Origin of the sequence: Vannielia litorea (genome assembly GCF_019801175.1) — a bacterium.
In the GTDB taxonomy this organism is placed as follows: domain Bacteria; phylum Pseudomonadota; class Alphaproteobacteria; order Rhodobacterales; family Rhodobacteraceae; genus Vannielia; species Vannielia litorea_B.
The window spans coordinates 137,680-156,698 of record NZ_JAHVJR010000003.1; the positions used below are offsets into that span (position 1 = coordinate 137,680).

Annotated in this window: 16 protein-coding genes and 1 tRNA gene; 9 read left to right on the forward strand and 8 right to left on the reverse strand. The window is 67.3% G+C overall.

The window, feature by feature from the left end; all coding sequences use genetic code 11:
* Positions 1 to 12 precede the first annotated feature (12 nt).
* The gene (locus KUV38_RS19120) at positions 13 to 2,328 is read right to left on the reverse strand and encodes an ATP-binding protein (protein WP_222471821.1); all 2,316 of its coding nucleotides are present in this window, start codon (positions 2,326 to 2,328) and stop codon (positions 13 to 15) included.
* 197 nt (positions 2,329 to 2,525) lie between these two features.
* On the opposite strand from KUV38_RS19120, the gene KUV38_RS19125 reads away from it, so the two are divergent.
* The 4 genes from KUV38_RS19125 to pyrF all read left to right on the forward strand — a co-directional run bounded on the left by KUV38_RS19125 (position 2,526) and on the right by pyrF (position 11,509).
* Positions 2,526 to 7,991, forward strand: coding sequence for an alpha-2-macroglobulin family protein (locus KUV38_RS19125; RefSeq protein WP_222471822.1), 5,466 nt, complete (start codon positions 2,526 to 2,528; stop codon positions 7,989 to 7,991).
* Positions 7,992 to 8,005: 14 nt separating this feature from the next.
* Positions 8,006 to 8,566, forward strand: coding sequence for a putative glycolipid-binding domain-containing protein (locus KUV38_RS19130; RefSeq protein WP_222471823.1), 561 nt, complete (start codon positions 8,006 to 8,008; stop codon positions 8,564 to 8,566).
* The gene (gene pbpC / locus KUV38_RS19135; RefSeq protein WP_222471824.1) at positions 8,556 to 10,613 is read left to right on the forward strand and encodes a penicillin-binding protein 1C; all 2,058 of its coding nucleotides are present in this window, start codon (positions 8,556 to 8,558) and stop codon (positions 10,611 to 10,613) included. Before KUV38_RS19130 ends, pbpC begins: the two co-directional genes overlap by 11 nt.
* A gap of 164 nt (positions 10,614 to 10,777) precedes the next feature.
* A complete protein-coding gene (gene pyrF / locus KUV38_RS19140; protein WP_222471825.1) occupies positions 10,778 to 11,509 on the forward strand; it encodes an orotidine-5'-phosphate decarboxylase in 732 nt (243 codons plus the stop codon).
* Between the two features lie 9 nt (positions 11,510 to 11,518).
* On the opposite strand, the gene KUV38_RS19145 is transcribed toward pyrF, so the two are convergent.
* The 3 genes from KUV38_RS19145 to KUV38_RS19155 form a co-directional block, all read right to left on the reverse strand.
* A complete protein-coding gene (locus KUV38_RS19145) occupies positions 11,519 to 11,935 on the reverse strand; it encodes a hypothetical protein (RefSeq protein ID WP_222471826.1) in 417 nt (138 codons plus the stop codon).
* Positions 11,932 to 12,462: a type VI secretion system amidase effector protein Tae4 gene (locus tag KUV38_RS19150; protein ID WP_222471827.1), complete on the reverse strand. Its 531-nt coding sequence runs from the start codon at positions 12,460 to 12,462 to the stop codon at positions 11,932 to 11,934. The genes KUV38_RS19145 and KUV38_RS19150 overlap by 4 nt, the downstream gene beginning before the upstream one ends.
* A gap of 174 nt (positions 12,463 to 12,636) precedes the next feature.
* On the reverse strand, positions 12,637 to 13,263 hold the full coding sequence (locus KUV38_RS19155; protein ID WP_222471828.1) for an NAD(P)-dependent oxidoreductase: 627 nt from the start codon (positions 13,261 to 13,263) through the stop codon (positions 12,637 to 12,639).
* 121 nt (positions 13,264 to 13,384) lie between these two features.
* On the opposite strand from KUV38_RS19155, the gene KUV38_RS19160 reads away from it, so the two are divergent.
* A complete protein-coding gene (locus KUV38_RS19160; RefSeq protein WP_222496694.1) occupies positions 13,385 to 13,756 on the forward strand; it encodes a winged helix-turn-helix transcriptional regulator in 372 nt (123 codons plus the stop codon).
* Between the two features lie 54 nt (positions 13,757 to 13,810).
* Here the strand turns inward: KUV38_RS19160 and KUV38_RS19165 are convergent, their stop codons facing one another.
* Complete coding sequence (locus KUV38_RS19165) at positions 13,811 to 14,092, reverse strand: NfeD family protein (RefSeq protein WP_222471830.1); 282 nt, start codon at positions 14,090 to 14,092, stop codon at positions 13,811 to 13,813.
* Complete coding sequence (locus KUV38_RS19170) at positions 14,089 to 14,985, reverse strand: SPFH domain-containing protein (RefSeq protein WP_222471831.1); 897 nt, start codon at positions 14,983 to 14,985, stop codon at positions 14,089 to 14,091. The genes KUV38_RS19165 and KUV38_RS19170 overlap by 4 nt, the downstream gene beginning before the upstream one ends.
* A 233-nt stretch (positions 14,986 to 15,218) precedes the next feature.
* Between KUV38_RS19170 and hutX the strand changes: the two genes are divergently transcribed.
* The 3 genes from hutX (at position 15,219) to KUV38_RS19185 (ending at position 17,381) form a co-directional block, all read left to right on the forward strand.
* Positions 15,219 to 15,713 (forward strand): heme utilization cystosolic carrier protein HutX, encoded by a 495-nt coding sequence (hutX, locus tag KUV38_RS19175; RefSeq protein ID WP_222471832.1) that lies wholly within the window; start codon positions 15,219 to 15,221, stop codon positions 15,711 to 15,713.
* A gap of 58 nt (positions 15,714 to 15,771) precedes the next feature.
* Complete coding sequence (locus KUV38_RS19180; RefSeq protein ID WP_222471833.1) at positions 15,772 to 17,025, forward strand: DNA polymerase IV; 1,254 nt, start codon at positions 15,772 to 15,774, stop codon at positions 17,023 to 17,025.
* 71 nt (positions 17,026 to 17,096) lie between these two features.
* Positions 17,097 to 17,381: a hypothetical protein gene (locus tag KUV38_RS19185; protein ID WP_222471834.1), complete on the forward strand. Its 285-nt coding sequence runs from the start codon at positions 17,097 to 17,099 to the stop codon at positions 17,379 to 17,381.
* 4 nt (positions 17,382 to 17,385) lie between these two features.
* On the opposite strand, the gene KUV38_RS19190 is transcribed toward KUV38_RS19185, so the two are convergent.
* A complete protein-coding gene (locus tag KUV38_RS19190) occupies positions 17,386 to 17,790 on the reverse strand; it encodes a PaaI family thioesterase (protein ID WP_222471835.1) in 405 nt (134 codons plus the stop codon).
* Between the two features lie 79 nt (positions 17,791 to 17,869).
* Positions 17,870 to 18,751: an N-formylglutamate amidohydrolase gene (locus KUV38_RS19195; RefSeq protein ID WP_222471836.1), complete on the reverse strand. Its 882-nt coding sequence runs from the start codon at positions 18,749 to 18,751 to the stop codon at positions 17,870 to 17,872.
* Positions 18,752 to 18,885: 134 nt separating this feature from the next.
* Here KUV38_RS19195 and KUV38_RS19200 point away from each other — a divergent pair.
* Positions 18,886 to 18,960, forward strand: a tRNA-Val gene (locus KUV38_RS19200).
* The last annotated feature ends 59 nt before the right edge of the window (positions 18,961 to 19,019 follow it).

Genomic DNA, 19,019 nt, shown 5'->3' on the forward strand with positions numbered 1-19,019 from the left:
GCCGCGCGGGCCTTATCCAACAAGCGCCGGTTCCGGCTTGTCCGGCCGGTCGAATGGCTCCGCCCCTGCGGGCGCGTGAATGGCGATCTGCTCGTGAATGAGCTGCTTTTTCAGAGGCTTGGTCAGGTAATGGTCCAGCCCGGCGGCCAGAATCGCCTCGTCGTCCCCAGCCATCGCATGGGCCGTCATCGCCACAACCGGCACGCGGGGCCAGCCATTCTCGGCTTCCAGAATGCGAATCGCGCGGGTGGCTGATTTGCCGTCCATCTCGGGCATTGAGATATCCATGAACACCATGTCGGGTCGCTCCAGAGCGTATCGTTCCACCGCTTCCCGACCGTTCTCGGCAAAGCTCAGCTCGATGTTCAGCTGCTTCAGCATCTGCGAAAAGACCAGGCGGTTCGTAGCGTTGTCCTCCGCTGCCAGTATCCGCATCAGGCGCCCCGGCGTGTCAGCGGCGGCGGCCCGCACCGGATCTGCCACAAGCTCGGGCGTGGAATCGGCGGGGGAGGTCCCCTGGCCGACCTCAGGCGTACTCAGCCGCAAAGGCTCCGGCGAAAGACTGGCATAAACCTCCGCCATCTCCGCGTTGCGGTAGGGGTAGGAGATCACGTGATCCACCCCCGTGCCCGCCAGCGCGCTCCGCACCCCCTGCTGACCTTGACGCAACACGCAAAGCACCTTCGTGCGCGGCAGCTGCCCGCGCAACTCCCGCACAAGGTCGGCGAGGCCGACGGCCATGAAATCGCTGTCGATCGCCACGAGGTCCGGCTCCGGCCCCTCGGCGATGAGGCTGCGCAGCACCTCCGGCGCACGGGCCACCTCGATCTCCAGCCCCGTCACCTCCGATCGGCTTCGGGCCACGGTCGCCCCGGCCCTAGAGGCCGTCGCCGCAATGATCCGCGGTGCCATCCCTTCAGGCCAGCGGCCGATCTTCACGGCAGGCGCTTCGGCCGGCAGGCTCAGGTCCACGCTAAAAGTAGTGCCCTTGCCCTGCTCCGAGACAAAGCCGATCTCGCCGCCCATCAGCTCCACCAATTGCCGGGTGATCGCAAGGCCCAGCCCGGTGCCCTCGAACTTGCGGTTGCCCTCGTCCTGCACTTGGTTGAACTGGCCGAAGATATGCTCGCGCATCTCGCCGGGAATGCCGATTCCGGTGTCTTCCACCGCAATCCGCAGCCCCCAGGGCGCATCCTCCCCGCGCGGCGCGGTGGCGCGCACCTCGATCCGAACGAAGCCCGTTTCGGTGAACTTGATCGCATTGCCCAAAAGGTTCACCACCACCTGCCGCAGCCGTTTTTGGTCGGCGGTCACTATGACGGGCGCATCGGGCGCATAGTCCAGCAACAGGTCCAGACCACGCTCTTTTGCGACGGGCATCGAGAGCGTCACCACCTCGCAGAGCATCGCTTCGAGGTCGAAGGCCTCGGGGTAGAGCTCCAGCTTCTCCGCCTCCGCGCGGGAGAAATCGAGCACATCGCTGATGATCTCCAGCAGCGCCTCGCCAGAGTTGCGGATGGTGCGGATGAACAGCGCCTGCTCCTCGTCGACCCCGGTGTCGAGCAGCAGGTCTGCCATCCCGACGACTCCGTTCATCGGCGTGCGCAGCTCATGGCTCATCTTGGCCAGAAAGGCCGACTTGGCCCGCGTGGCAGCCTCGGCAGCATCGCGCGCCTTCTTCAACTCCCGCTGCTGGCGCATGTTATGCGTAATATCGATGCCGAGGCAGACCATGTCCCCATTGGCGCTGCGCCTGTCGTGCAGCCGCAGGTAACGCCCGTCAAACAGGCGGATCGTCATGTCGGGGATGGTCTCGGTATCCCATCGATCGAGCATCGAGGTGATCCAGTCGCCAGGGGAGCTGTCGCCCGGGTCGATCAGCCCCTCCTCCACCGCGAGGCGCAGCATGTCGATATAGGTGATGCCCGGCGCCATCGACTCCAGCCCCTCGAAGAGCGAGAGCCACGCGGAGTTGGCGGCGACCAACCTGTCTTCGGCGTCGAACACGGCAAACCCGTCCGTCACCGTCTCGACCGAATCCCACAGCCGCCGTTCGGCAATGGTGGCGGCCTTTTCGGCCTTTTCGAGGTTGGCGCGGGTCTCCTGCGCCAGGCCCTTCATCGTCTCGGCCTCTTCCTTCAGCGCATGGGCCTGCGCCCGCGTGGTGGCGACCACCTCGCGCTGGGCGATGATCGTGTCGGACAGCTTCAGCGCATGGTCCGAGAGCTTCCGGTTGGCCGCCATCAGCTCACGGCTCTTCAGCTCCAGCATCCGTTCCGCCGCCAGCCGGCCCCGCCGCTCTCTCGCCAGCTTGTCCGTGAGTGACATGTCTCGGCTCCCCATCGTCCGGGGCGCGCGGGAATCATGGTTAAGGCGCCCTCGGCACCGGTTTTGCCTGCTTTCGGTTTAAACCGTCTTAACGTGAATTGAGCGTTCACAACTCCTCCGCGCCACTGGACTCGCGTCGCAGCGCCATGCCACCATCGCCGCGGATTCAACGCATTTCAGATCCGAGGTCATTACCCATGCGCCGCCTCCTCGCGCCCCTTCTCTGCCTGCTGCTTCTTGCCGTCACCGGCCTGCCTGTCACCGCCCAGCAGGGGCCCGGCGCGCCCGCGCCGATCCCCGAGCGGCGGCTGATCCCCGAGAAGGACACCGACTTTTACGGTGCCGACCTGCGCGCGCTCTTCGATACCTCCTACGATGCCTGCCGCACCGCTTGCCTTGCCGATACCGCCTGCGGGGCCTTCACCTTCAACGCCCGCTCCAACGCCTGCTTCCCCAAGCGCGGGGTCGAGCGGCGCGAGCCCTATGAAGGCGCGCAATCTGCCACCGTTGTCTCCGAAACCCCGGATCGCATCGCGCTCTCCCGAAGCCGCGCCGCCGAGCTGGCCTTCCTCCGCCCCGGAGACCTCTCCTCCGCCCGCGACTTCGCCGAGGGCATGGCAAGCCTCCACTCCCCCGCCGGGTGGACGCTGGATCGCCTGCAATCCGGCGCGCTCGAAGCCTTCCGCAACGGCAATGCCCGCGAGGCGATGATCTGGATGGGCCCGGCCGTTGTTCTGGCCGACCGCGACGATCAGTGGATCGACTATGCCCGCTACGCGCTCGACGCGACCGGCGAGAATAGCTCCCAGAAGCGCCAGTATGACCGCCGCGCGCTGATGGGCACGATCAATGGCTACCTGCGGGCCGATACGCCCTCCGAGCAGGCCTCCGCCCTCAAGGTGATGTCCTCCGCGCTGGAGCGGGCAGGCCGCGGGCGTGACATGATCCCCGCCCTCCGTCTCGCACAGGCGACCCTGCCCGAGCCGGAAACACAGGCCGCGCTGGATGATGCGCTGGGCAAATACGGCTTCCGCGTTACCGACGATCAGGTGGACCCGAACCCGGTGGTGCCCCGCGTCTGCGCCACCTTCTCCGAACGGCTGGCGGAGAGCGGCACCGATTACGCGCCGTATGTGTCCCTGCCGGGCACCTCCTTCACCGCCGAGGCCTCCGGCAACCAGCTCTGCATCGAGGGTCTGGTGCACGGCGAGCGCTACCGCGTTGTGCTCCGCGCGGGCCTGCCCTCTGCCACAGGCGAGAAGATGGCCAAGGATGTCGAACTATCCTTCTACGTCCGCGACCGTGCCGCGCAGGTCCGCTTTCCGGGCCGTGCCTACGTGCTGCCCAAAACCACCGATGCAGCGATCCCGATCGTCACCGTCAACACCGAAGAGGTCGACCTTACCCTGCACCGCGTCTCCGACCGCAACCTGCTCCGGGTGATCCAAGAAAGCTACTTCGGCCGCCCGCTGAATGAGTGGGAAGAAGACTATTTCGAAGGCGACATCGCCGAAACCGTCTGGGAAGGCACCGGCCACATGGAGCGGCGCCTGAACGAAGATGTGACCACTCGCCTGCCCATGGCCGAGGCTATCGCCGACCTTCCCGCCGGGGTCTATGCCCTCAAGGCCGCCATCCGCGGCGCCGACCCCTACGAGAACCCGGCAGCCACCCAATGGTTCGTGATCTCCGATATCGGCCTCGCCTCCATGTCGGGCGCTGATGGTCTGCACGTATTCACCCGTTCGCTCACCACTGCCGACCCGATCGAGGGGCTTTCCGTCACGCTGCTGTCGCGCTCCAACCGCGAACTGGGGCAGGCCACCACCGACGCGCAGGGCTACGCCAAGTTCGAGCCGGGGCTGACCCTCGGGCGCGGCGGCGCGGCTCCCGCGATGGTGCTGGTCAAGAACGGCGAAGAAGATATGGGCTTCCTGTCGCTCACCGATCCCTCCTTCGATCTCTCCGACCGGGGCGTCGAGGGCCGCGAGCCTGCCGGCGCGGTGGATGCCTTCCTCACCACCGACCGCGGCGCTTACCGCGCAGGCGAAACCATCTATGCCACCGCTCTGGTGCGCGATGCCAAGGCCGAGGCCGTCCAAGGCCTGCCCCTCACCGCCATTCTCACCCGCCCTGACGGGGTGGAATATGCGCGCCACTTCTCCGCCGAAGGCGTCGATGGCGGCCACGTGTTCTCCATGCCCGTCTCCGGTGCCGCCCCGCGCGGCGCATGGTCCCTCGCGCTCCACGCCGACCCCAAAGCGCCGCCCATCGCCACCACAACCGTGCTGGTGGAAGATTTCCTGCCCGAACGCATCGACTTCTCCATCGAGGTGCCCACCGAGGGGCTGACCGACGGCGAGGTCGTGGCCGATATCGAGGTGCGCTACCTCTTCGGCGCGCCCGGCGCGGGCCTTCCGGTCGAGGGCGAGCTGCGCATCTCCCCCCGCCGCCAGCTCGATGGCTTCGCGGGCTACCACTTCGGCACCCACAACAGCGGCGCCCGCCCGCAAACCTCCTACCTCAACAGCACCACCACCGATGACGAGGGCATGGCGCAACTTGCGCTCGACATGCCCGGCGAGATGGAGGCTTTCGACGGCCCCATCGAGGCCCGTCTGACCGTGCGCGTGGCCGAAGGCTCCGGCCGCCCGGTGGAGCGCCGCGAGGCCGTGGTGACCGGGCCGGGCAAGCCGATGATCGGTATCAAGCCCGCCTTTGAAGGCGTGGTGCCTGAAGGCACCGAGGCCGCCTTCTCGGTGATCGCGGTCGATGCCGACCTTGCCCCCACCGAAATGGCGGTGAAATGGACACTGAATCGCGTCACCCGCCGTTACCAGTGGTACTCCGAATACGGCGCGTGGAACTGGGAGCCGATCACCCGCCGCGAGCGCATCGCCACTGGCGAAGGCCGCCTGGGCGAGACGCCCCTGCAAGTCGCGGGCCTCGTCGAATGGGGCAACTACGAGTTGGTCGTCGAGCGGGTCGACGGTGCCTTCACCGCCGCCTCCTACGAGTTCTACGCTGGCTGGTATGCCCCGGCGGATGTGTCTTCCACCCCTGACACGCTCGACGTGTCGCTCGATGCCGAAAACTACAAGCCGGGCGATACCGCCACCCTGCGGATCGTCCCGCGATACTCCGGCAAGGCGCTCGTCACCGTGGTCTCCAACCGCCTGATCGACATGAAAACCGTCGATGTCGAAGCCGAGACCGATACGCTGGTGCAACTCCCCGTCACCGACGACTGGGGAGCTGGTGCCTACGTGAGCGCCACCGTGATCCGCCCGATGGACGTGTCAGACAAGCGCGGCCCCGCCCGTGCGCTGGGCCTCAGCCACGCCTCCGTCGATCCCGGCGTGCATCAACTCGCGGTAGCCATCGAAGCCCCCGCCGAGATCCGCCCCCGCGGCCCGCTCGACGTGGCGGTGAAGGTCGATGGCGTGCAGCCCGGCGAAACCGCCCATGTCACCATCGCCGCCGTCGACCAAGGCATCCTCAACCTCACCGGCTTCACCCCGCCCGATCCCTCCGGCCACTACTTCGGACAGCGGCGGCTCGGCATGGGCATGCGCGATATCTACGGCCGCCTGATTGACGGGATGAACGGCGCGATGGGCGAAATCCGCTCCGGCGGCGACGCCAACGCCAACGCGGGAACGCAATCGCCCCCGCCAACCGAAGAGCTGGTCGCCTATTTCTCCGGCCCGCTTGAGGTGGGCGCCGATGGCTACGCCCGCACCTCCTTCGACATGCCCTCCTTCAACGGCTCGGTGAAGGTCATGGCGGTGGCATGGTCCAAAACCGGTGTTGGCGAGGCCTCCGCCGATGTGCTGGTGCGCGATCCCATCGTGTTGCAAGCCTCGCTGCCCCGCTTCATGGCGCCGGGCGACGAGGGCCGCCTGCTGCTGGAAATCACCCATGCCTCCGGCGAAACGGGCCAGATCGGCCTTGCCGTCACCGGCAGCGGCGTGACCCTGCCCAGCGGCGGGGCCTCCACGATGGAGCTCGCCGAGGGCCAGACCATCCGCCTGCCGCTCACTGTGGTCGCAGGCGATCCGGGGCTGGCACAGATCAACGTCGCTCTCACAACGCCCTCCGGCGAGGTGCTCGACAAGCCGCTGAACCTGCCGATCCAGCTCAACGACCCGGAGGTCTCCCGCACCTCCCGCTTCGAGCTGGCCTCCGGGCAGAGCTTCAGCTTCACCCGCGATGTCTTCACCGGCCTGCAACCGGGCACCGGCAAGGCCACGCTGGCCCTCGGCCCGCTTGGCCGCTTCGATGTGCCGGGCCTGCTGGCCTCGCTCGACCGCTACCCCTACGGCTGCACCGAGCAAACCACCTCCCGCGCCATGCCGCTGCTCTACTTCGATGAGGTGAGCCGCGCGATGGGGCTGGAGGAGCGCGGCGATACCCGGCAGCGTGTCGAAGGCGCGATTACCCGCATCCTCGCCCGCCAATCCGCCTCCGGTGGCTTCGGCCTCTGGTATGCGAACTCCGACCGTGACTTCTGGCTCGACGCCTATGTGACCGACTTCCTCAGCCGGGCACGGGGCAAGGGCTACGAGGTGCCCGCCATCGCCTTCCGCAATGCGCTCGACAACCTGCGCAATCAGGTCAACTACCAGCCCGACTTCGACGAGGGCGGCGAGGCGATTGCCTATGCGCTGATGGTGCTGGCCCGCGAGGGCGCGGCCTCCATGGGCGATCTTCGGTATTACGCCGATGTAAAACCGCAGGCCTTCACCACCCCGCTCGGGGCGGCACAACTCGGCACCGCGCTGTCGCTTTACGGCGACCCGACCCGGGCCGATGCCATGTTCACCCGCGCGGCCGCCCAACTGGTGGCCCAGACCGGCAAAGAGCCCGGCACCGGCTGGCGCGATGACTACGGCACTGACCTGCGCGATGCAGCGGCAGTGCTGGCGCTTGCGGCAGAGGCGGGCAGCCAGGTGGTCAACCGCGAGGCCCTCTCTGTGCGTGTAACCGGCGAAACCGGCCACCGCTCCACCCAAGAGAAAGTCTGGACCTTGATGGCCGCCAAGGCCCTGATCGACGCCGCCCCGCGCGATGGCTTCACCCGCAACGGCCAGCCGGTCACCGGCCCGTTGGTCGAGGTGCTGGCCGATGAAACGGCAGCCCAGCCGGTCGAAATCCGCAATGACAGCGGCGCGGCAACCACCCTGACGCTCACCACTTTCGGCGTGCCGTCAGAGCCCGAGCCCGCTGGCGGCAACGGCTATGCCATCGAGCGGCAGTATTACACCATGGAAGGCTTCGGGGTGGACCTCGGCGCCGTGCCTGCGGGCGAGCGCATGGTCGTCGTGCTCACGGTCACCCCCTTCGGCAACCGCGAGGCCCGGCTGATGGTCGACGATGCCCTGCCCGCAGGCTTCGAGATCGACAACCCCTCGCTGATCCGCTCCGGCGACATCCGCGAGCTGGACTGGCTCAAGACCACCTCCGCCGAGCACTCCGAGTTCCGGCAGGAGCGTTTCCTCTCGGCGGTCAACTGGCGGTCCGACAAGCCCTTCCGGCTGGCCTATATTGTCCGCGCCATTTCGCCCGGCAGCTACCACCACCCGGCGGCCTCGGTGGAGGATATGTATCGCCCCGCCTTCCGCGCCCGCACCGATGCAGGCGGCGTGACGGTGGTGGAGTAGGGCCGGGGGAGCGGGTGAAAAACGGCAAGCCCCACGCCACGGCCCGCTGGCGCCGGCTCGACCGGCCCGGCGAAGACACCTGCCGCCTTGTCGAGGAGCCCGGCGGCTGGATGCTCTGCGGCCACGCCCGCTACGACCACGGCGGCCAGCGCACAGCGTTGGATTACGTGGTGCGCTGCAATGCAGGCTGGGAAACGCAATCCGCAGATGTAACCGGCCTTATCGGCGGGCAGGAGGTGGCCTGGCGGCTGCTGAAAGGCCCGACCGGCTGGTGCCTTGGCGATGGGCCGGGCCAACTGGAGGACTGTGTCGATATCGACCTCGCCTTCACCCCCGCCACCAACCTCCTGCCGCTCCGCAGGCTCGCCTTCGAAGGCACCGAGGAGGTGGCCGCTGCCTGGTTCCGCGAAGAGGAGAACGGCTCGCTCAACCGGCTACCCCAGCGCTACACCCAAAAGGGCGCGGGCCGCTTTACCTACGCCTTCCCCGGCTTCGAGGCCGATCTGCAGGTGCATCCCACCGGCTTCGTGACCAGCTATCCCGGCCTCTGGGAGGGCACCGTCGATGTGGGGTGAGCGGTTCATCGCGCGACTGGCGGTTTGCGCCGCCGTCACCCTCTTCGCCCTCGCGCTGGGCCGCGACAAGCTCGATGCATGGGTGGAAGCCACGGTGCTGCCCCCGCTGGTGGCCGAAGCCTCCCCCGAGGTGCTCGCCCGCGACGGAACGCTGCTGAGGGCCTACACCGTCTCCGATGGCCGCTGGCGGCTGTACACCACGCTGGGTGAGGTCGACCCTCGCTATGTCGACATGCTGCTGGCCTATGAAGACAAGCGCTTCCGCACCCATCCCGGGGTGGACTGGCGCGCCACCCTACGGGCCGTGGGGCAGGCGGTCTGGAACGGCAAGGTCATCTCCGGCGGCTCCACGCTTTCCATGCAGGTCGCCCGCATCCTTGAAGACGGGTCGACCGGGCAGTGGCAAGGCAAGATCCGGCAGGTCCGCCTTGCGCTCGCGATGGAGCGGCGGCTGGGCAAGGATGCGATCCTGGAACTCTACCTCAACCGCGCCCCCTTCGGCGGCAACCTCGAAGGCGTGCGTGCGGCTTCGCTGGCCTACTTCGGCAAGGAGCCCCGCCGCCTGACACCCGCCGAGGCCGCGCTGCTGGTCGCCCTGCCGCAATCGCCCGAGCGCCGCCGCCCCGACCGTGCCAACGATGCCGCCACCGGCGCCCGCGGCCGCGTGCTCGACCGGATGGTGGGCAAAGGCCTGCTCACCGCGCCCGAGGCCCGCGCTGCCCTGCGCGACCCGGTGCCCGCCCGCCGCCGCGACTTCCCGGCCCTCGCGCCCCACCTCTCCGACCACCTGCTGGCCCGAAACCCCATCGGCACCCGCCACCCCACCACCATCGACAAGCGCCTCCAGCAGGCGCTTGAACCGCTCGCCGCGCAGACCGCGCGCGAGATTGGTGAAACAATCTCCGTCGCTGTCGTCGTGGCCGACCACCAGACCGGTGAAATCCTCGCCACCGTCGGCTCGGCGGGCTACCTCGACGACAGCCGCGCCGGCTGGGTCGACATGACCCGCGCCTTCCGCTCCCCCGGCTCGGCGCTGAAACCGCTGGTCTACGGCCTCGCCTTCGACCAAGGGCTGGCCCATCCTGAAACGCTGATCGAAGACAGGCCAATGGCCTTCGGCAGCTACGCGCCCCAAAACTTCGACAACCACTATCGCGGCACCATCCGCCTCTCCGAGGCGCTGCGCCAATCGCTGAACATCCCCGTGGTGCAACTCACCGAGGCCCTCACGCCAGAGCGCCTGCTGGCCCACATGCGCCGCGCCGGGATGGAGCCCAAGCTGCCGCAGGGCCGCCCCGGCCTCGCTGTGGCGCTGGGCGGCCTCGGCGTCACCCTCACCGACCTCACCCAACTCTACGCCGCCATCGCCCGCGGCGGCGAAAGCATCGCCCTCTCCGCCGCCCAAAGCCCGCATCGCGCCCCAGCCCGGCGCGTGCTTTCCCCCGAGGCGGCCTGGCAGGTGACCCATATCCTCGCCCAGCTCACCCCGCCGCCCCGCGCCTCCCACGGGCCGATGGCGTGGAAAACCGGCACCAGCTATGGCCACCGCGATGCCTGGGCCGTGGGCTATGACGCGCGGCACGTAGTGGGCGTGTGGATCGGCCGCGCCGATGGCACACCGGTGCCCGGAGCCTTCGGCGCAGGCATCGCCGGTCCGCTGCTCTTTGCCAGCTTCGACCGGCTGAAAGATACCCGCGAGGCCTTCTCGCCCCCGCCTCCCTCGGTGCTGCTGGTCTCCAACGGCGAGCTGCCCCAGCCGCTCCGCCACTTCGCCTCCCGCTCCGCCGCCCTCTCCACCACCGCCCCCGGTGCCCCCAAGCTCGCCTACCCGCCCGACGGGGCCGAGCTGGAAACCGGCGGCGCGCTGGTGGTCAAACTCCGCGATGGCCGCCCGCCCTTCACCCTCCTCGCCAACGGCGCCCCGCTGGCCACCGGCCTGCGCGCCCGCGAGGCCCAGTTCGACTGGTCTGCGCCCGGATACCTGCAGCTCACCGTGATAGACGCGTCGGGCGCCACCGCCCGATCCTCCATCCGGGTGCTGGACTGAGAGCATCGGCCAGAAGAGATTTTGGTCGATATTTGAAGCAAGAAAATGAAGCAGGGCGCTCTCAGCCTCATTTTCCGGCTACAATGCCTCCACCACCCCGCCCGCAGCTTGCGCGATGCCGGGGCAGGGCGTAGGGAAGGGAAACATCCCTCAGGAGGCTCCCCATGCAGACTGCCACTGCCGATGCACCCCTCGCCCACAACCGCCTGCCCGATGACCGGCTGATCGTGGCGCTCGATGTGTCCAACGCGGTGCAGGGCCTCGAACTGGCCGGGCAGCTGAACGCGGCGGTGAGTTTCTACAAGATCGGGCTCGGCATGCTCTGTGGCGGCGGCATGGCGCTGGCCAACGAGCTGAAACAGGAGCACGGCAAGCGCATCTTCCTCGACATGAAGCTCTTCGACATCGGTGCCACCGTCGAGGCCGCCGTGCGCGGGATCGCGCAGTTCGAGCTCGACTTTCTCACCGTCCACGGCGACCCGCACGTGGTGCGGGCGGCGCAGGAGGGCAAGGGCGGCACCGATCTGCAAATCCTCGCCGTGACCATCCTCACCTCGCTCGACCGGGCCGATCTGGATGCCGGGCTGATCCGCGCGGGCGACGTGGCCGAGATCGTCACCGAACGCGCTGCCAAGGCCTTCGAGGCCGGGGCCGACGGGGTCATCGCCTCGCCCCACGAGGCCGCCGCCATCCGGGCGTTAACTCAGGCTGAAGGCAAGCTCATAGTCACCCCCGGCGTGCGCCCCACCGGCAGCGCCAAGGGCGACCAGAAGCGCATCGCCACGCCCTCCTTCGCGGTGGAGCAGGGGGCCGACCACATCGTGGTGGGCCGTCCGGTGTGGCAAGCCGAAAACCCCGATGCCGCAGCGCGCTCCATCGTGGCCGAACTGCCCTGAGCCTGGCCCTTACTGCCCGAAACAGCTGAAGCTCTCCGGATCGATCCCGCCGCCCTCACCGCGCCGGGTGTAAAAGAGCGTCCAGCTCTGGCCCATGCCGCCCTCAGCGCTGGCCACACCGTAGCTCAAGCCGCACACATCTGCGCCGCGCTCGCCGCAGGCGTGGCGCAGCGCCAGCGGTTGGCCCGAGACCGTGCCGAACAGGGTCATGTCGGCCAGAAAATCGGCCACCTGCCAGCCGCCCTCCGGCGGCTCGCTCTCGAGGTAGCAGCCATCGTCCTGCATGGGGGCGGCGGCATGGGCCATTACCGCACGCAGCGCCGCGCGAGTGGCGTCATCGTCGTGGCCATCGGCCTGCGCCACGAGCCACCAGCCCATGCCGCAGACGCCGAGCACCACGCTCAGCAAGGCCGCCCACTTCGTCATTTGACCTCCCAGAACCAGATCTGCTTGGCCTTGTTACGATCGCTCAGGTCGCCGCTGTCCTCGGCATCCTCCCGCAACGCCATCGAGCCGTCACCGGAGCAGTGGGAGCCGTTCCACAGGTCGATATGGTCGCCCGAACGGTTGGCGAAGCTCTGCAGCTTTCCACTCGGCAGGCTTCGCTGCCAGTAGTCTTTGAAAAAGATGAACCCGGTGCGCCCGTCGAGCGTCTTCTGGTACTCCGCCGGGTCGATCTTCTCGCGGCGTCCCATACCGCCATAGGGCACACCGGCAAGCCAGTTGCCCACGTCTTCGGCGCGAATCGCGTGTTTGTGGTTGGTGTCTTTTTTGTCCCCCCAGCATTTCGTGCCGCGGAAGCCCTTGAGCTGCAGCCCCTGTTCCATCAGCGCATGGGTGAACCTGATCGCGCATTGGTTCGTGAAGGGGCCGTCGCAGGGGTCTGAAAACGCGGGGTAATTGTCCCACAGGGTTTTGAAAGTCACACCACCGGTGCCAAGGATATTGGGCATCGTACAATCTCCATCTGTTTAAACAGTCTCAAGCCGTTTGAAAAAAACGCGGCGCGGCCTCCTCAAATGACGTGAGGCACAAGCTCAGAATACCGCATCATCAACTTTGGCGATACCTGCGGACGCAAAAGTCGCCCCGCCGGGCAGGTTTCAGCGCGGCGGGGCAGGGGCAGATCAATAGGCGATGGTGAACACCTCGCCCCGGTGCTTCGGCGCTTCGAGCTCGTCGACCAGCGCCACCGCGTAATCCTCGGCGCTGATCCGGCTCTCTCCTGCCTCGTCCGAGAGCAGCACATCGCTACCAAGGCGGAATGTGCCGGTTCGCTCACCCGGCGCGATCAGGGCCGCCGGGGCAAAGAAGGTCCACGCTACGCCGCTGTCCGGCAGGGTCTCCTTGAAGGCTTTCATGCCGGTTGCCTCTGGCAGGATCTCGGGCGGCAGGTTGGGTAGCAGGGGCGAGCCGTCCGGCAGGTTCAGCGTGCCTGCCCCTCCAACGACCATCAGCGGCACGCCCGCCGCTTTCGCCCCCGCAACCGCGCCCGCGCCAATCGCCGCCATCTCGCTCACCGCATCGCCGGTGCTGCGCGGGCTGACGGTGGTCACGATCACATCCACCCCCTCAGCCGCCTCCGCCACCGCCGCGCCATCGGTCACGTCCAGCGCCACGGCTTCCGCGCCCTCCGGCAGGGCGATCTTCCCGGGGCTCCGGCTCGCCGCCCGTACGCTGTGGCCGCGCTCGGCTGCCTCGGCCAAGATCCGGCTCCCGATCATGCCGCTTGCGCCGATCAAAAGAATGTTCATCTGTCTCACTCCGTAGTAGGTTACTATTGAGAACCTAATTACGCAGCAGAACCAGAGGGCGGGAGAGGCATTCTCCCGTCACATGGTTACCCCGGTGTTACCCCCGAAAGGAGCCACCCCGATGAACATGCAGGCTCGCCGCCGCATCTCCTACGCATGCCCCATGCGCGATGTGCTCGACCGCATCGGCGATGCATGGTCGCTGCTGGTGATGCTCGAGCTGATGAACGGCCCCTGCCGCTTCAACGCGCTGGCGAGGGTGGTCGATGGTATTTCCCGCCGGATGCTCACCGTCACCCTGCGCAACCTCGAGCGTGACGGGTTGGTGAGCCGCGAGGTCCTGCCCACATCGCCGCCCTCGGTGGAATATGCACTCACCCCGCTGGGCCTCTCGCTGCAATCGGCCCTCGTCGCCCTGCGCGACTGGGCGGTAGAGCATCAGCCCGCGATCAACACCAACCGTCGCGCGTTTGACGCCCGCGAAGAGGCCTGACAAACGCAAAAGGGCCGCCCGAAGGCGGCCCCTGCAAATTCGCGGACAGGCCAGTCAGCCCTCGTTGATGTCCTCGTCAAAGGTCTGCACCTGCCGGCCCTTGCCGCCGAAGGTCTTGTAGCAGATCACCCAGGCCACCACCGAGACGACCGCAAAGAACAGCGCCAGCCAGGCCAGGTTGCCGCCAAAGGTGATCCCAACGGCGAGCAGAACCCCGGTGATCGCCGCGCCGATGGCAAAACCGACGAAGATGAAGCCGGGCGCGAAGAGCTCGAGGATCGCCAGCACGACAGCCAGCGCAAGCCACGCCCACCATGTGGTGAAAAGCTCGGTCATTTCGCGATACCTCCAAGCATCTTGAAGGCGTTGCCGAAGGCTTCCATCGCGTCAGCTGGCACGATGATCGTCTGCTTGCCATTGCCCTCACCCAGCGCGGTCAGGCTCTCCACCTGCTTCAGCGCAATCTGGTACTGGGCAGCCTCGATACCGTTGTCCTGAATCGCCGCCGCCACAACACCCGTTGCATAGGCTTCGGCGTCGGCCTGTACCCGGCGGGCCTTGGCCTTTTGCTCGGCGGCATAAAGCTCGGCGTCCGATTGCAGCTCGACCGCGCGGCGTTTGCCCTCGGCCTCGGTCACCTGTGCCCGGCGCGCCCGCTCTGCGTTCAGCTGCTGAAGCATCGCTGCGCGGGTCGCCTCGTCGAGGTTCACGTCGAGGATCTCGGCCCGAGTCACTTCAATGCCCCAGTCATCCACCGCGCTCTCGACCAGCTGCTTGATCGAGGAGATCAGCGCCGAGCGGTTCGATTGCACCTCGTCCAGCTCCATCTTGCCGATTTCCGAGCGCACAATACCCGCCACCGTGGTCGCAATCGCGCCATCCACGTCGCGGATCCGGTACACCGTCTTTTCCGGCTGGAGGATGCGGTAGAACACGCTGGTTTCCACCTGCACCAGCACGTTGTCCGCGGTAATCGCATCCTGGCTGGAGTTCGGCAGCTGCCGCTCCAGAATGCTCACCTTGTGCCGCACCCGGTCGATGAACGGCACGATCAGGTTGATCCCCGGCCCCAGCACGCTTTTCAGCCGCCCGAACCGCTCAACCACGTACTTCTCCGACTGCGGAACAATCCGCACGCCGAGAAAGATCGAAATGATGACAAACAGCGCCAGCAGGCCGACCACAATGGTGCCGCCGCCGATGCCCGGTAGAAAATCCATCAGGTTCATGACTAAATCCTGTAACTAACTGCCCCTGCCACATGACATATGGGGAGTGATCACGCCGTTTTGAAGGCTTTTCCGAATCACCCGACCCCGTCACGGCGCAAGCGTGGCCAGCCGGACACGGCCCGCGATGCATTGACAATCAAGGCCGCGCGGCCCCTTCTTGCGCCACTTCAACCCGACGGTCGCCCGCCTCCCGCCAGCTCCATCCCCGTCGTCTTTCACGGAGCTGACCCATGCCGCACACCACCCTCGCCGCCGCCTTCGCCGAAAAGCCGATGGCCCCGCTTGAAGACATCGCCCGCATGGCCGGCACCTCCGTGGCCGAGGTGCTGCACAACCTGCCGGGCGGCGAGGCAACCTGCATCGCGGGCACCCATTTCATCGAGGTCATGCAGGAGATGCGCAGCTGGGGCGAGGTCACCTTCATCGTCAACACCGGCGACGTGGTGCTCGAGGTCAAAGCGCCTATCCCCGATGGCTCCGAGGGGCGCGGCTATTACAACCTCTCCGGCAAACCCCTGCACGGCCACCTCAAGATCGACGCCTGCGAAACCATCGCCTTCGTCTCCCGCGAGATGATGGGACGGCTCGGCCACTCGGTGCAGTTCTACAGTTTCGACGGCAACTGCATGTTCAAGGTCTACCTTGGCCGCGACGAGAACCGCGCGTTCCTGCCCGGGCAGGAGGCGGCCTTTGCCAAGCTGCGCGACCGCATGGCAGCAGGCTGATCGCGGCCTCTTGGGCGGGGCGGCCAGCCGCGCTAGATTATGCGCCGAAAGGTGCCACATGCCCGCCCTCTGCCGCGATTGCCTCATCCCGTTCGAGACCGGCCCCCGCTGCCCCGCCTGCCGCTCGCCCCGCGTTTCGGCCCACCCCGAGCTGTTCTCGCTCTCCATCGCCCATATGGATTGCGACGCCTTCTATGCCTCGGTCGAAAAGCGCGACAATCCGGAGCTGGCCGCCAAGCCGGTGATCATCGGCGGCGGCAAGCGCGGCGTGGTCTCCACCGCCTGCTACATCGCCCGGATCAAGGGCGTGCGCTCGGCGATGCCGATGTTTCAGGCCCTCAAGCTCTGCCCCGAGGCGGTGGTGGTGCGGCCCCGGATGGAGGTCTACGTCGAGGTCTCCCGCCAGATCCGCGCGATGATGGAGGAGCTGACCCCCTCCATCGAGCCCCTCTCGCTCGACGAGGCCTTCATGGACCTCACCGGCACCGCCCGCCTCCACGGTCACCCGCCTGCCATCATGCTGGCCCAGCTGGTGAAACGGATGAAGGCCGAGCTGGGCGTCACCGGCTCCATCGGCCTCAGCCACAACAAGTTCCTCGCCAAGATCGCCTCCGACCTCGACAAGCCGCAGGGCTTTTCGGTGATCGGCGAGGCGGAAACAGAGGCGTTCCTGCGCGACAAGCCGGTGCGGATGATCTGGGGCGTCGGGCAGGCCTTCCAATCCTCGCTCGAGGGCGCGGGCATCCGCACCTTCGCCGACCTCCGCCGCTGGGACCAGAAAGACCTCGCCGCCCGTTTCGGCTCCTCCGGCGCACGCCTCTGGCACCTCGCCCGCGGGCAAGACAAGCGCCGCGTCAGCCGCGACTCCGGCCTGAAATCCATTAGCAACGAAACCACCTTTTTCGAAGATACCGCGAGCGCCGACATTCTCGACGGCCACATCTGGCGCCTCTCCGAGAAGGTCTCTGCCCGCGCCAAGGCGAAGGAGCTGTCTGGCCGCACCGTGACGCTCAAGCTAAAGACCGCCAAGTTCAAGCTGCTCACCCGCCGCACCACCCTGCGCGAGCCGACCCAGATCGCCGACAAGATCTACCGCACCGCCCGCGAACTCTTCGACCATGCCGGGAATGATGGCCCCTTCCGTCTGATCGGCGTGGGCCTGTCCGACCTCGCACCCGAGGCTGCCGCCGACCTCTCAGGCGACCTGCTCGATCCCGGTGCCGGGACCCGCGCCAAGGCCGAACGCGCAACCGACGCGATCCGCGCACGCTTCGGCAAAGACGCGATCCTGAAGGGCAGGGCGCTCCGCTAGGACCCCTTGAAGGACCGCCGAGCGCGCCACGGGGGCTGGACTCACCCCCAATGAACCCGCACCATCCCCTCATGCGCATTTCAATCGCCCTCTGCCTCCTCGCCCTTCCCGCCGCGGCGCAAGACAGGCCTCCGCCCACGCCGGGCGATCCCGACGACTTCGTGCGCTACATCTTCGAGACCAACGCCTGCGTGATGACCGAGGACCAGTTGCTGAAGGTCTACCAGGAGGCCGGGTATGGGCTAATGGGCGCCAATAACGCCGTCATCGCTGTGTCGGAGCGGGAGGACATCGAAGTGCTGTCGCGCAACCCGTTCCGCTACCGCTACTTCGGGTCCGATTTCTGCGGCTTCTGAGCGCCTAGCTCTCCAGCTTCACGATTGTCCCCTGCGCCGCCGCGCACAGCTTTTCCTCTCCGTCCACCACCGTGAAGATATCGCAGCGCGTCACCGCCTGCCGCCGCCCGTGGCCCACCACCTCGGCACGGGCCACCAGCCGCTCGCCCACGCCGGGCCGGATGTAGTTGATCTTGATCTCCGAGGTGATCACCGGCCCCAGCACCGACCCGCCCACGAAGGTCAGCGCCATGTCGGCCAGCGTGGCGATCACCCCGCCGTGCGCGATCCCCATGTGCTGGGTCAGCTCATTCCGCATCGGGGTCGAAAACTCGCAGCGCCCTTCACCGAACTCCACCAACTCGGCCCCGACCATCTTGGAGAATGGCTGCGCATCGAGAATCGCCTGCGCCTGTTCACGTGGAAGCATCGGCTCCTCCTCTGCCTGACTGCAAAGGAGGATGCGCCCGTGGGCGAGGCGGTCAAACCTTACGTCACGTCCCGGTGGGTTACTCGGCCGCCAGCGGCATCGCCGTGTTGCCCCGCCCGATCTCGGCGATCTCGGCCACCACGGCGGAAAGCCGGGCGCGGACCTCGTCGAACTGCGGCGCAGGCTCGATCCGCGCCTCGTCCATGTAGAGCGAGCGGTCGATCTCGACCTGCACCGCGTGCTGGCCGCGGGCCGGGCGGCCATAGCTCTGCGCCACATAGGCCCCGGCAAAGGGCGCATTCCGCGCCACCCTGAAGTCCGCCCGGGCAAAGGCCGATTCCACAAGGTCCATGATCTCGGCGCTGCAGGCGGCGCCAAAGCGGTCGCCCAGCACGATCTCGGGCAGGCGCCGGTTGCCCTTGCGGCTCCCCGCGGCGTCAATCGCCTCATGCGGCATCGAGTGGCAGTCGATCAGCACCGCTTGGCCAAACTCCGCGCGGGCCTCGTCGATCTCGCGCTGCAAGGCGCGGTGATAGGGCCGCCAGACCTCGGCAATCCGGCCCTGCGCCTCCTCCAGCGTGATCTTGCCTCGGTAAATCGCCCGCCCGCCGGCCACCACGCGCGGAATCACCCCCAGCCCAGAGCTGACCCGCGGATTGTGGGTCACCGTGGCCACGCCACGAATGAGCGCGGGGTCCAGCTCGTCCGCCGAGCGGTTGAGGTCAATGTATGCACGCGGCGCCAATGCCGCGATCAGCGGCGCACCATGCTCCGGCGCAGCGCTGAAAAGCTGGTCTACAAAGGCATCTTCGGAGCTGCGGATGCTGCGCTCGTCGAGGACAGAGGCCCGCAGAAAGGCCCATGGGTAAGCCGCGCCCGAGTGCGGCGATGCAAAGACGGCGCCCGTGGTCCGCACCACCGGCCGCTCGATCCGATATGCCTTTTCCGCCGTCGTGCTCATGGTCCAAACTATAGCGGCAAATCGCGGCATGCCAAAAGCCCTTGAACCGCGCGCAGCTTCACTTTATACGCACCGCACCGACGCGGACCGCCCCGCGTCTTTTGCTTTGAGAACGGGGCGATTCGAGGAGGGACGGGCGATTAGCTCAGCGGTAGAGCACTTCGTTGACATCGAAGGGGTCACTGGTTCGATCCCAGTATCGCCCACCATATGAGCCGACCCTTCCGGGGTCATTGTTGAACCTGGCACCCAACTGCCGCGTTAGGGG